Source organism: Streptomyces sp. NPDC015125 (assembly GCF_043080045.1).
In the GTDB taxonomy this organism is placed as follows: domain Bacteria; phylum Actinomycetota; class Actinomycetes; order Streptomycetales; family Streptomycetaceae; genus Streptomyces.
This window is the reverse complement of sequence record NZ_JBIBVF010000003.1, coordinates 334,765-348,151: the sequence shown is the minus strand read 5'-3', so window position 1 is coordinate 348,151 and position 13,387 is coordinate 334,765. Positions and strand designations below refer to the sequence as shown.

The 13,387-nt window shown below is 73.4% G+C and carries 9 protein-coding genes; 2 read left to right on the top strand and 7 right to left on the bottom strand.

The features are described 5' to 3' along the window. Positions 1-119: 119 nt before the first annotated feature. Together ACF088_RS11385 and ACF088_RS11380 are read right to left on the bottom strand one after the other, a co-directional pair. Complete coding sequence (locus tag ACF088_RS11385; protein ID WP_392375418.1) at positions 120-938, bottom strand: IPT/TIG domain-containing protein; 819 nt, start codon at positions 936-938, stop codon at positions 120-122. A gap of 337 nt (positions 939-1,275) precedes the next feature. Next, on the bottom strand, positions 1,276-2,652 hold the full coding sequence (locus ACF088_RS11380; RefSeq protein ID WP_392375417.1) for an FAD-dependent monooxygenase: 1,377 nt from the start codon (positions 2,650-2,652) through the stop codon (positions 1,276-1,278). 139 nt (positions 2,653-2,791) lie between these two features. Here ACF088_RS11380 and ACF088_RS11375 point away from each other — a divergent pair, with 139 nt between their 5' ends. Then, positions 2,792-3,577 carry a TetR/AcrR family transcriptional regulator gene (locus tag ACF088_RS11375; protein WP_392375416.1) on the top strand — a complete coding sequence of 262 codons (786 nt, stop codon included), beginning with the start codon at positions 2,792-2,794 and terminating at the stop codon, positions 3,575-3,577. 11 nt (positions 3,578-3,588) lie between these two features. On the opposite strand, the gene ACF088_RS11370 is transcribed toward ACF088_RS11375, so the two are convergent. The 3 genes from ACF088_RS11370 to ACF088_RS11360 all read right to left on the bottom strand — a co-directional run bounded on the left by ACF088_RS11370 (position 3,589) and on the right by ACF088_RS11360 (position 8,167). Further along, a complete protein-coding gene (locus tag ACF088_RS11370; RefSeq protein ID WP_392375415.1) occupies positions 3,589-4,665 on the bottom strand; it encodes an alpha/beta fold hydrolase in 1,077 nt (358 codons plus the stop codon). A 210-nt stretch (positions 4,666-4,875) separates the two neighbouring features. Next, positions 4,876-5,955, bottom strand: coding sequence for a rod shape-determining protein (locus tag ACF088_RS11365; RefSeq protein WP_392375414.1), 1,080 nt, complete (start codon positions 5,953-5,955; stop codon positions 4,876-4,878). Positions 5,956-6,085: 130 nt separating this feature from the next. Beyond that, positions 6,086-8,167: an FUSC family protein gene (locus ACF088_RS11360; protein WP_392375413.1), complete on the bottom strand. Its 2,082-nt coding sequence runs from the start codon at positions 8,165-8,167 to the stop codon at positions 6,086-6,088. Positions 8,168-8,434: 267 nt separating this feature from the next. On the opposite strand from ACF088_RS11360, the gene ACF088_RS11355 reads away from it, so the two are divergent. Further along, positions 8,435-9,451 carry an alpha/beta hydrolase gene (locus ACF088_RS11355; RefSeq protein ID WP_392375412.1) on the top strand — a complete coding sequence of 339 codons (1,017 nt, stop codon included), beginning with the start codon at positions 8,435-8,437 and terminating at the stop codon, positions 9,449-9,451. Between the two features lie 190 nt (positions 9,452-9,641). On the opposite strand, the gene ACF088_RS11350 is transcribed toward ACF088_RS11355, so the two are convergent. Beyond that, positions 9,642-10,502 carry an ABC transporter permease gene (locus ACF088_RS11350; RefSeq protein ID WP_392375411.1) on the bottom strand — a complete coding sequence of 287 codons (861 nt, stop codon included), beginning with the start codon at positions 10,500-10,502 and terminating at the stop codon, positions 9,642-9,644. After that, positions 10,499-13,201: an alpha/beta fold hydrolase gene (locus ACF088_RS11345; RefSeq protein WP_392375410.1), complete on the bottom strand. Its 2,703-nt coding sequence runs from the start codon at positions 13,199-13,201 to the stop codon at positions 10,499-10,501. Before ACF088_RS11345 ends, ACF088_RS11350 begins: the two co-directional genes overlap by 4 nt. Between the last annotated feature and the right edge of the window lie 186 nt (positions 13,202-13,387).

The window sequence follows — 13,387 nt, the reverse complement described above, 5'->3', positions numbered from 1 at the left end:
CGGCGCCGGACTGCCCGGGCGGGTCGGGTGCAGCCTGCAGGCCAGGGCCCGGTCCCCGGGCCGGATGCGGCCTGCGGGCCACGGCCGGACCCGGGGCCGTCACCCGGTGGGGCGGGCCGTCACAGGTAGGTGAACGACCCGGCGTTGGCGCTGCCGGCCGGCGTCTGGACGGTCACCTGCACGGTCGAGCCGACCGTGCCCGGCGGGACGGTCCCGGTCAGGGACGTGCCGCCCGCGTTGACCACCACGCCGGTGGCCGGGGCGGCCCCGAAGAGCACGGTCGCTCCGAGGAGGCCGGTCCCGACGAGGGTGAAGGTGGCGCCCGCCGCCGCCGAGGACGGCGACACCGTTCCGGTGACCGTCGGAGGCGCCGACAGGTAGGTGTATCCGCCGGGGACGTTCGTGGTGCCGCCCGGGGTGGTCACCACGACCGGGACGTTGCCTCCTGCGGGGGGTCCCGCGGGGGTGACACCGACCAGGGTGCTGCCGGTGAGGTCCGTGCCCACGATGCTCGCGGCATTGCCCCCGATGGTGACGGTGGCACCCTGCAGGCCGGAACCGACGATGACGAACGAGGTGCCCCCCGCCGTCGGCCCCGAATGGGGGGTGATGACCGCGGCCGTCGGCGGGACGGGCGCCACGTACACGTACGTGGCCGGGTTGCTGGTACCGCCACTGGTGGTGACGGTGACCTGCACGGCGCCCGCGGCGTGTGCCGGGGCCACGACCGTCACGGTCAGCCCCAGCGGGTCCTGCCCGACGATCGTCGCCGTCGACGTCCCGAAGAGGACACTGGTGGCGCCACCGAGGCCGAGACCGACGAGCTGCACGGTATTGCCGCCCGCGGTCGGCCCCGAGTTCGGCAGTACGCCGAGCAGCACGGGTCCCAGAGACGACGCGGAGGCCGGCAGGGCCGGCTGATGGGTGGGTGTGGACATGGAGGTCCTCCTGCTGTGTGAGCTCGCTGCCGGGCCCGTTCGCGACGGACATGGCTCACGATCCGGGACCCGAGCACTGGCAGCGGCCGGCCGCATAGGAGGACGGCACACACGGCGCACAGTGGCCGGTCGCACCGCGCGGTGCGACGGGGCCGTCGTGCTGCCGGCCGTCCTTCGGGCCCCACAGCGAAGAGGGCTGGAGGGTGGGCCGACCGCGGAAGCCCGAGGGGGATGGACGGCCCACCGACCAGGCACCACCAGTAACCCAGAAGAGGTGGCACCGGACAATCACGTTGACGCCGGAACACCCATCCGGCTCAGCGTGAAGCCAGCAGATTCACCACCGGGCGCGGACCGCGGCGGCGACCAGTGCGGGGTAGTCGTCCAGTGCGAGGGCTGCAGAGATGTCGTGGCCTTGCTGCAGCATGGCGGCAACGGCGGCCGGGGAGTTCAGGGCGGCGTTGCGGGCGTCCATCGCTTCCTGGGTGGCCGGGGCGAGGAATTCACCGGCGCCGCGGCCGCCCTGCTGGCACCGGGTCACATAGGGGCGCAGTTTCTCCTCATAGCGGGCGAAGGCCGTGCGGTGGTCGCCGTCGGCGAGGGCGAGTTCTCCGGCAAGGACGTACGCGCCGATGATCGCGGAGCCGGTGCCCATGCCGCCGACCGTGGCGCCGTGGGCGGCGTCTCCGAGGAGCGCGATGCGGCCCGTGGACCACCTCGGAACATCGGCGCGGCTGATGGAGTCGAAGTAGCAGTCGCCGGCCTCGCCGAGGGTGGCGATGAGTTCCGGCGTCCGCCAGCCGGCGCCTTCGTAGGCCCGGGCTATCGCCTGCTTCCGGGCCCGGGGGTCGCGCCGGTCGGGCATCAACTCCTCCTCGGAGGCGAAGACACAGAAGGCTTCCCCGGCATAGCCCCGTTCCCCACTGCGGCGGGGTGTGCGGCCGACGGTCGCCAGGCGGCCGGGTTCGCCGTAGCCGACCGGGCGGGCGCCGAGGTCTCCGGCACCTTCGGGCAGGTCCCAGGCGGCGACGTAGTAGCCGAGGTGCCGGACGAAGTCCCTTTCGGGGCCGAAGGCGAGCCGGCGCACGGTGGAGTGCAGACCATCGGCGCCGATCACCAGGTCGAAGGTGCGCGGCGCACCCCGTTCGAAGGCGACATGGACCCCGTCGGCGGTGGGGGTGAGAGCGGAGACGGAATCGCCGAAGAGGTACTCGGGCGTGACGGGGTCCCCGGGCGTGACGGGGTCCCCGGGCGGGCGGCCGCGGGTGTGGTGGAGGCCGGGTGGGGTCAGGCTGTGCCGGTGAAGGATGCGGGAGAGCTCCGAGCGGAGTATCTCGACCTCGCCGCCGCTGAATTCGGGAGGCATCGCGGCCAGCGGGCGCCCCCGGCCGTCGATGAAGGTGAGGGGCTCACCGCCGCCCGCGCTGTGAGCCTTGATGTCGTCCAGGACGCCCATGCGCTCCAGGACCGTCAGCTGCGTCGCCCCGCGGAAGTCGACCGCGAAGCCGCCGCCGCGCAGGGCGGGCGCCACCTCGATCACGGTGGGCCGAAAGCCGTAGCGGCCGAGCCAGTAGGCCAGGGCCGGGCCGGCCACGCTGGCGCCGGAGATCAGAACCGAGCGCCCTGGCGGTGCCTTTCGCCGCTCCCGCGCCCCGCCCGGCCGGGCTGCCTCCTCGCGCCCCGTTGCCGTTTCGCACGTCGTCTCGTACGCCATTGCATACTCCCCCCTCGATCCGACCCCTCAATCCGACCCCTCAATCCGATCCGTCGAACCGATCCGTCGAACCGATGAAAGAAACTGTATCCGATGGACACTGCTCTGTGTACCCCGGACACAGTTTTAGGATGCGGGGATGGCGGGAGACGGCGGCAAGCGCAGCGTGTTCGGAGATCAGGCGGGCAGCGTCGAGCTGCTGTGGGGCGGGCGGGAGCGGCCCAGCCGTGGCCCCAAGCCGGCACTGAGCCTGGAGCGGATCACACGTACGGCCATGGCCCTCGCCGACGCCGGCGGGCTCACCGCGGTCTCCATGCAACGGGTCGCGGCCGAACTGGACTTCACCAAGATGTCCCTGTACCGCTATGTGCCGGGGAAGAGCGAGCTGGTCGCGCTGATGATCGATACGGCGATGGGCGAGCCGCCGGGCGCACCCGCGCCGGCCGGCTCCGGCCGGGACGACCGCGGGGGGTGGCGGGTGGCGCTGCGCGCATGGGCAGCGGCGCTTGCGGCGGTCCACCACCGCCATCCCTGGCTCCTGGAGGCGGCCGTCGGCCCCCGCGTCATGGGCCCCAACGAACTCGGCTGGACCGAGCGCGCCCTCGCCGCGCTCGCGGACACCGGCCTGACCGGCGGCGAACAGCTCGACGCCGTGGTCGTGGTGCACGGCCATATCCGGACCATCGCCCAGGTGTCGGCCGCGATGGGGCTGGGCAGCGCGCGGGCCAAGGGGCCGGAGGAGGTCATGAGCGCCGCGCTGAACGAACTGCTCGCCGGCCGCGCCGACCGCTTTCCCGCGGCCGCCGCGGCCGCCGCCGACACCGCCGCCCACACCACGTCCCGCGACCAGGCGTGGGAGTTCGGCCTGGAGCGGATCCTGGACGGCCTGGAGGCCTATATGGGCAGGGCGCGGGGCGGCGCCTAGCGGGGCGGCGCCTAGCGGGCCGTCCGCGCGGCGGGCGCGGGCAGGGAACCCAGCCAGCCGAGGAGGAGCTGGTTGACCTCCTCGGCGCGTTCCTGCTGGACCCAGTGGCCGCAGCCTTCGAGGATGTGGGAGGCGGACAGGCCGGGGAGGGTGTGGGGGAACGCCTTGATGGCGTCGGCCATCCAGTTGGTGGGGGCGTCGCGTTCCCCGCCGATGAAGAGGGACGGCTGCCGCAGGGGCGCCCCGTCCCAGGCGGCGAGGTCCTCCCAGTCCCGGTCGACGTTGCGGTAGCGGTTGAGCCCGCCGGTCAGGCCGGTGCGCTCGAATTCGCCCGCGTAGAAGTCGAGATCGGCGTCGGTGAGCCAGGGCAGGGGCAGGGGGTTGTCGGCGGGGAAGCGGTCGGACAGTTTGCCGCCCGGCCGGACCGAGAACCCTCCGACGTAGTCCCCGCCGGCCGGGGGCTTGGCATCGCCCGAGGCCACGGCGTAGAACCCGGCGAGCCAGCCGCGGACATCGGGGTCGATCTCCGCCTCCGCCCGGCCCGGCTCCTGGAAGTAGCTGACGTAGAACTCCCCGCCGCCGCCGAGCCGCGCGAAGGCCTCGCTGGGCCGGCCCCCGCCGCGGGGCGTGTACGGCACGCTCAGCAGCGCCACGGCGGTGAAGAGGTCGGGCCGCAGCAGCGCCGTGTTGGCGGCGATGGGTGAGCCCCAGTCGTGGCCCACGATGGTCGCGGTCTCCTCACCGAGGGCGCGCACCACCGCGACGTTGTCGGCGACATGGGCCAGCATCCGGTAGGCGGCCACGTCACGGGGTTTCGAGGAACGGCCGTAGCCCCGGACGTCGATGGCGACCGCCCGGTAGCCCGCCGCGGCGAGCGCGGGGAGCTGGTGACGCCAGGAGTACCACGACTCGGGGAAGCCGTGGACCATGAGGACGAGGGGGCCGCTGCCCTGCTCCACGAGGTGGATGCGGCCGCCGGGGACCTCCACCGAGCGGTGGATCGCCGCCGGCGGGCCGGCGGGCGGCTGCGGGGCCGGGGCACCCGGGGAAGCGGGCGGCGTGGGCGGGGTCTTGGCGGACTGCGGCATACATCCTCCTTGAGGAGTTCGGCGGCGCCGGTGGTGGCGGTGGCCTGCGGGCGACGGCAAAGGGCGCGCGGGGCCATGGACCGGCGCGGCCCGCGCGGTCCCCGCGACCACTCCCCCACGATCATGACCGGACCACCGGGGCGCACACGAGGATTCTTGCCGGGACGGCAAAACGCCGCCCGATACCGGCCCTGCGCCCGCCGGCTCCCCCTACAACCGCACCGTCCGCCTCGGTTGTTCCTTGGCGCCCGTCAACAGGCCGTGCAGCGACGCGAATTCGTCGACGCACTTCGCGGTGCCGTTGACCACACAGTCCAGGGGATCGTCGGCGACCGTCACGGGGACGCCCATCTCCTCGCGCAGCCGCAGGTCCAGGCCGCGGAGCAGGGCGCCGCCCCCGGTCAGGGCGATCCCGCGCTCGACGATGTCGCCGGACAGCTCCGGGGGGCATTCGTCGAGGGTGCGGTGGACGGCGCGGACGATCGCGTCGACCGGTTCGGCCAGCGCGTCGCGGATCTCCTCCTCGCTGATCTCCTGGACCCGGGGCAGACCGCTGACGTGGTCGCGGCCGCGGACCGTGTAGGAGAAGGGGCGGTCGGGTGCGCCTTCCTCGTCGACGTCGATCGGGGTCCAGACCGCCGAGCCGATCGCGATCTTGATGTCCTCGGCGGTGCGCTCGCCGATGGACAGGGAGTGCTTCTTCTTGATGTGGGCGGTGACGGCGGCATCCAGGGCATCGCCGGCGACCCGTACGGACTGGGCGGTGACCAGGCCGCCCATGGAGATGACGGCGACCTCGGTCGTACCGCCGCCGATGTCCACCACCATGCAGCCGACCGGCTCGTCCACGGGCAGGCCGGCGCCGATCGCGGCGGCCATCGGCTCCTCGATGAGGTGCACTTCGCGGGCGCCGGCGCCCCGGGCGGAGTCGATGACCGCGCGCCGTTCGACGCCCGTGACACCGGAGGGGACGCAGATGACCACCCGCGGCCGGGAGAACCGGCGGCTGGGCAGGGCCTTCTTCATCAGGGCCCGCAGCATCCGCTCGGCGGCGTCGAAGTCGGCGATGACACCGTCCCGCAGGGGGCGCATCGCGGTGATCCCGGAGGGCGTACGGCCGATGGTCCGCTTGGCGTCCGCGCCCACGGCGATCACCTCGCCGGCGGCGTTGACCGCGACGACGGACGGTTCGTTCAGCACCACGCCCTTGCCGCGGGCGTACACCAGGGTGTTGGCCGTGCCGAGGTCGATGCCTATGTCGTACGTACCGGACGAAGTGCTGGACGCCATGGGGGGTTCGTGTGCTCTCTCGCGACGGAGTGGGGGTCCTGGGGCATTGCGCCGCAGACAACCCCATGGGCGAGCAATGGCGTTCATTGCGGGCAACCAATAAGACTACCGGGGGACCGGAATGGTTCCCTCACCCGTGGTCCGCGCGCGGCTCCCGGGACAGCGCCTCCGCCAGGTCGTCGAGAGCATCGAGCTGCAGATCCGCGACGCGCAGGGCGACACCACGGCTCTCGTCCTCCGCGTCCCACCTCTCCCATACGGCCCGCAGGTCACTCCAGTTCAGTTCGCCCCGCTCCCGCACCGCGTGCGTGGCCTCCTCCAGGCAGGCGCGCAGCTCGAAGGCGAACGCGGTGGCACCGGGCGAGGCCGCGGCATCGCGTTCGGGGAGGTGGACCTCCAGGATCATGGTGACCCGGCCCATCGTGGCGAGCGCGGCGCTGGCCGCCTGCGCCGCGGCGAGGGACAGGCCGCGGTGGCGTACGGGTTCCTTCTCGGCGCGGGCCTCGCTCTCTTCCCAGGCGAGGCGGGCGGCGCGGGAGTCCAGCAGGGCGTCGCGGATCTGCCGGGGACGGCGTTCGGCGGGCGTGGCGTAGAGGTCGAACACGGCCAGGGCGTAGCGCCCGTTGGCCGCCAGCCATGCGGCGAGCCGGTCGCGGAGCTTGGGGGTCTCCCAGGCGGGGAACAGCGCGTACGACAGCATCGCGAGCAGCCCGCCCAGGAGGGTGAGCACCAGGCGTTCCTGGACGGTCTGCTCCCAGCCCGCCCCGGCGAGGCCGAGCAGGAAGACGACATACGCGGCCCCGCACGCCGAGGTCACCGAGACCCCGGTGCGCATCAGCAGGTACATCAGCCCCACGCAGACCACGGCGAGCCCGGCGCTGACATAGCTGCCCGGATGCGCCAGGGCCATCAGCGCGCCCGCGACGGTGACACCGACGAGGGTGCCGATGAAGCGGGCGATGCCGCGGGAGTAGGTCTGGGCGAAGTCGGGGCGCATCACCATGACGGAGGCCAGCGGCGCCCAGTAGCCGTGGCCGAACGGGAGCACGGTGCCCAGCAGATAGCCGGCGACGGCGACCGCACAGACCCGCAGGGCGTGCCGGAAGATGTGCGAGGACCAGCGGGCCTCGCGGTGCAGGGAGCGCAGCGCGCCGGGGACCAGCCGGGGGACGCTGGGGCGCAGCAGATGGCCGCGTTCGGCCTCGGTGGTGGGGCGGGTGGACCGGACCGGCTCGTCGGTGAGCTCGACGGCGTCGGCGAGCAGCGAGATCAGGCGGTACGCGGAGCGCCGGGCGGCCCCGTGCAGCATCGGGCCGGTGGCGGGCACTTCGAGGACGGCCATCGCCTCCGGGGGCAGCCGGACCGGTCTGGCGTGCCGTACCGCGTGGGCGACGGCGTCCAGGACGGTGGCCGCGGCGCCCAGCAGATCACGGGCCCGGTCGCGTTCGGGCCCTTCCAGGGGGGCGCCGACGACCGGGTCGGCGAGGGAGGCGAGGACCGGCCGGACACGTTCGGCAAGTCCCCGGGGACCGTGCAGCTGTACGGGGCGGCGCCTGGCCTGGCGAGCGGTGACGGCGGAGGCGAGCCGGGCGTCCATCAGGGGCGACGGGTCGAACGGGGCGACCGGGTCGTGCCGCAGCCGCCGGGCGTAGTCCGCCTCGTCGGCCAGCGCGTCGGCCAGCGCATCACGCTGGACGCCCCAGGGCCGGACCGGGAGGACCACGATGAGAGCGGCCTGGACCAGACCGCCGAAGAACATCAGGGCGGCGTGCTCCAGTGCGCCGAGGACGGACGTCGGCAGGGTGACGGTGACCAGCATGATCGCCACGGTCTGGGTGCCGACCAGCCCGGCGACCGGCCCAATCGCCCAGGCCATCCCGGCCAGCAGGGTCCAGCCGGCCAGGAGCAGGACGAAGGAGGCGAGACGGGCGGCGGCCAGATAGCCGAGGAAGGTGGAGACCGCCAACGCGCCGGCGACGGCGAGCGCGAGCACCGGGCGCGGCCGCATGCTGCGCTGGAAGGTGACGATCCCGGAGGCGTACGCGCCGAAGGCGGAGGAGACCGCGAGGGTCGCATCGCCGCGCCACAGGCACAGGCCGATGACGAGGGCGACGCCGGCCGCGCCGCGCAGGGCGATCAGCGGGGTGAGCTTGGTCCGCTCGATGGTCAGCCCCGAACGAGCCGCTTCCTTGAGCGCACGCGACCAGGTCATAGCGAGAGGATACGGGCCGAAGACGGACGTTCCGGACTGTCGGGAGCAGGCGTGGTTTCCGCGCGTCCCGCCGCCCGCCCACCGGGAAAATCCCGGTAAACCCCCTCCCTGCCTGCGGAAAACTTCCCAGGTCACGAAGGGGAGGTCCGGATTCCGCCGGGCAGTGCGAGCAAGCCGACACCCCGGAACGGAAACCCGGGCCCGCACCGCCCCCTCTTGCTGGCCAGCCGGGGACAGCTCCCGGATGTTCGGCAAGGAGAAGGCCCCGTGCGCAAAGCCCTGTTCCCTCCGGTGATCGCGCTGATCACCCTGACCGTTCTCTTCGGTACGGCCGGCTGCGGCAGCGGCGCCACCCAGGCCTCCCCCGTGCGGTTCGGCAGCCCGGCGGGTGCCGCGCTGCATGCCACACCCCCGGGAAAGCGGTCGCTGGTGCAGTGGCCCACCCGTCCGATCAGCTTCGAGGAGGAGAGCCGGGTCGGCGGGGCCGGCGAGAACACCCCGATCGGCGTCACCACCCTGCACGGCCCCAAGTCGGGCTTCACCGGGAAGGTATGGGTGTGGGCACCGCCGGAGTACTACGAGAAGCGGAACGCGCACAAGGGCTTCCCGGTGATGGAGGCGCTGCCCGGCGCGTACGGCTTCCCCACCAACTACTGGATCGGCTCCGACCTCAAACTGGAGGAGAACCTGGCCCGGTGGTCCAAGAACGGCACCAGCCTGCCCTTCATCGTCGTCATGCCGGTGCTCAACCCCAATGACAAGCAGTACTACGACGGCAGCGACATACCGGGCCAGCCGAAGATCGGCACCTGGCTCAGCCAGGACGTGCCCGATCTCGTACGGCAGAACTTCCGCACCCTCAAGACCCGCGACGCCTGGGCGATCATGGGCTCCTCGTCGGGCGGGTTCGCGGCGCTGAAGAACGTGCTGCAGAACCCGGAGACGTTCAAGATGGCGATACCCAACGGGCCGGACATCGTGCCCGACTCGCCCCTGTGGAACGGCCACGCCAAGGAGGAGCGGGAGAACAACCCGGAGGTGCTGGCCCGCCGGCTGATCGCGCGCGGCGGACCGCCGGTCTACCTCGCCTTCCAGGACGGCTCCCAGGAGCACACGGTGCTGCCGAAGGTGCGGAAGTTCATCGCGCGCTACGGGCACGGGCCGGTGCACACCCGGCTGCAGATCGTGCCCGGCGGCACGCACAGCGCAGAGACGTATGTGCAGGGGCTGGGCGAGGGCACGATGCGCTGGGTCAGTGCCCGCATGCAGGGGCCGACCGCCTGACAGGGCCCCCACCGGCGGTGAAGGAGCTGCGTCCCCCGCCGCCTGGCCGCACCGTCACGCCGTGCTCCGGCAAACCGTGCTCCAGCAAGCCGTGCTCCAGCAAGCCGTCCCCGTCACGCCGTACCCCGTCGCGTCACACCGTCCCCCGTCCCCCGTCACGCCGTCACGCCGTCACGCCGTCACGCCGTCGTCACGACACCACATCCTTGCGCGCGAACCCCCGGAACGCCAGCGCGCACAGCACCAGCGCATACGCCACCGAGACCGCCGAGCCCTGGATCATCCCGGACCACTCCCACCCGGGCTGCAGCGCATCCGCCCAGGAGTACTGCCAGTGGGCGGGCAGCACCTCGCGCCAGGTGCCCAGCGCGGTGACCTGGTCGAGGACATTGCCGACGATGGTCAGCCCGACGGCGCCGCCGACCGCGCCCAGCGGCGCGTCGGTCACCGTCGACAGCCAGAACGCCAGGGCCGCGGTGACCAGCTGGCTGACGAAGAGGTAGCCGACCACGACCGCCAGCCGCGGCAGCGCCTCGGGTGCGGACAGCGCACCGCCGGCGGGCAGTTGCAGCGGGCCCCAGCCGTACGCCGCGGTGCCCACGCCCAGCGCCACCAGCGGCAGCAGCAGCATCGCGGCGGCGCTGAACAGCAGCCCGACGGTGAGCTTGCTCAGCAGCAGCCGGGCCCGTGGGACCGGCGCGGCCAGCAGATAGCGCAGCGAGGACCAGCTCGCCTCGGAGGCGACGGTGTCACCGCAGAACAGGGCCACCGGGACCACCAGCACAAAGCCCGCGGAGACGAACAGGGCGGTGGCGGCGAAGTTGGCGCCGGAGGCGGTGGCGGTGTCCATCAGGGTGATCCGGCCGTTGCCGCGGCCGTGCGGGTCGCCGCCGATCGCGAACGCCGCCACCAGCACGAACGGCAGCAGCGCCAGGACGGCGGCGATCACCAGGGTGCGGCGCCGCCGCAGCTGGCGCCGTGCCTCGACACGCAGCGGGAGGGTGCGGCGCGGACGGTAACCCGGCGCCCGCGCCGTGGCGTGCGCGGTCATCGGTCACCTCCGATCAGGGTGAGGAAGGCGTCCTCCAGGCGGCGGTGCGGTCCGATGCGGTCCACCGCGACCTCCAGCCGGAGCAGTTCGGTGAGCAGCTGGGTGGTGGTGAGGCCGCTGCCCAGCTGCACGAGCAGGCCCCCCTCGGCGCGCACCGCCGAGACCACACCCGGCAGTGCGGCCACCTTCTCCACCACGGCGTCGCCGACCGCTTCCGCGACACCGACGAGCACGGTGTCACCGGAGCCGACGATCTCGGCGACCGGACCGGCCTGCACCAGCCGCCCGCGGTCCATCACGACCAGATGCGTACAGCTCTGTTCGACCTCGGACAGCAGATGGCTGGAGACGATGACGGTGCGTCCGGCGGCGGCGTAGCGGATCATCACCTCGCGCATCGCACGGATCTGCGGCGGGTCGAGCCCGTTGGTCGGCTCGTCGAGGATCAGCAGCTCCGGCAGGCCGAGCATGGCCTGGGCGATCGCGAGCCGCTGCCGCATGCCCTGGGAGTAGGTGCGTACGGCGCGCTGCAGGGCGTCGCCGAGGCCGGCGATCTCCAGTGCCTCGTCGAGATGTGCATCGGCGGCGGGCCGGCCGGTGGCCTGCCAGTACAGCTCCAGGTTGGCGCGGCCGGACAGATGCGGCAGGAAGCCGGCGCCCTCGACGAACGCCCCGACCCGGGACAGCACCTCGGCGCCCGGCCGGACGGCCTGCCCGAAGACCCTGATCTCCCCCTCGTCGGGCCCGATCAGCCCCATCAGCATGCGCAGAGTGGTGGTCTTGCCGGCGCCGTTGGGCCCCAGCAGGCCGAGCACCTGTCCCTTCTCGACACGGAAGGTGAGGTCCCGTACGGCATACCTTTCGGTGGAGTGGGCGTAGCGCTTGCTCAGGTCACTGATCTGCAGCGGGACTTCGGCGAACGCCGGATCGGGGGCGGGCGCCGCGGACCGGCGGCGGGCGGTGAGCAGCAGCAGCGCGGCCACCGCAGCGGCTGCGGCGGGCAGCTGCCAGGTCCAGGCGGGCAGCGGGGCGGCCGCGCTGCGCACCCGGGGCGCGGTGGGCACACTCAGGGCGCCGCCCTGCAGCGCGACGTGGTAGGTGGCGGGTTCGACCGGTGAGGCATAGCCGAGGTCGGTCGCGGAGAGCACCAGCCGCAGCCGGTGGCCGGCCGCGAGGTCGTGGTCGACGGCGGGCAGGTGCAGCCGCACGGTCTTGCCGTCGCGGGCGTCCTTGACCCGGTAGGGCGTGACGAGCTGGGACGGCAGGACCTGGCGGCGGCCGTCCGGGGCGACGTCGTAGACCTTGGCGAAGAACACCGCGTCCCGGGAGCTGGACCGCACGTGCACGGTGGCGGTGGGGCTGCCGGTGAGGTGCAGCGGGGTGCGCAGCGGCGCCGAGGCGAAGGCGGCGTACTGGCCGGGGAAGTCCACGGACAGGCCGCCGGCGCCCAGCGAGGAGAGGTTGCCGAGCGCGCCGACACCGGGCACCGCGGAGATCGCGGGCGGTCCGGCACCGGCCGGGTTGCCGAAGGTCTGGGCGCGGCCCGCGAGCCGGACCCGCCGGGGATCGTTGTCCAGGCCGGGGTAGCTGCCCCCGCTCGCGCCGCGCAGCCGCACCGCGCCGTCGGTGGAGTCCACTCCCCCGGTGCGGCTGATCCGGAACGCGGGCCCGGTGGCGGCGTGCTTGTCGCCCTTCAGGTAGCGGTCGAACCAGCCCTTCGTACGGGCTTCGAGACGGCCGAGCTCCCGGTCCCCGCCGTCGTGCCCGCCGGCGATCCAGTCGACCTCGGACGGTGCGCCGTTCTTGCGGATCGCCCGGTGCATGGCGTCGGCCTGGTCGAGCGTGAACAGCGAATCGGTCTGGCCCTGCATGATCAGGGTCGGCACCTTGATGCGGTCGCCGACGGCGGACGGGCTGCGGGACTCCAGGAGCCGACGGGCCGCGTCGTCGGGCCTGCCGTTTTCGGCGACCCGCTCGTACGTCCGGCACAGCTCCGGCTCGAACCGGACGCAGCCGCCGGGAGCCTTGGTCCCGGCGCCCGCCGGGGCGGAGGACGTGCCCGCCGGGCCGGTGGTGAAGAAGATCCCCGCCCACAGCTTCTTGAAGACCCCGTGGGGGAAGAGGGCGTCGGCGAGGTTCCAGTAGGTGATCTGGGGGGCGATGGCGTCGACGCGCCGGTCGTAGCCGGCCGCCAGCAGCGAGATCGCGCCTCCGTAGGAGCCGCCGGCGACGCCCACCCGGGGATCGCCGGCCTTGTCGAGCCGGACTTCGGGGCGCTTGGCCAGCCAGTCGATCAGCCGGCGGACGTCGGCGACCTCGCCGTGCGGGTCGTTGAGGCCGATCTTGCCGGTGGACTTGCCGAAGCCGCGCGCCGACCAGGTCATGACGGCGTACCCGTCCCGGGCCAGCTTCTCGGCCTGGGGGCGGAGGGTGTCCTTGGTGGCGCCGAAGCCGTGGGCGAGCAGCACCGCGGGCCGCCGCCGCGCGGCGCTCCCCGCCGTGAAGAAGGAGGTGTCGATCCGCACCTCCTTCTTGCTGCCCGGCCGGTCGGGCATGGTCATCACCCGGTCCGCGCGGTGGACGGCGGGCGTGGCGTCCGAGGAGGCGGCCGCCCAGGTGCCGCCTCCTATGAGGACGGCCAGCGCACCCGCGGCGGCGGCGAGGCGCCGGCCGCGCAGTCTGAGGCCTCGGAGATCCATACCGTGAATCCTAGGTACGGGCCGCAGCGGGCGGCCGGTACCCCGGGCCGACCCCCGTGGCCTCCCCGGGGAGTAGGGTTCGCGCTTTTGTACCGCGGATGCCGTACTGCGGATGCCGTAGCGCGGATGCCGTACTGCGGATGCCGTACGGCAACGGCGGGGGCCCCGGCCCGCGGCCCGGGAGCC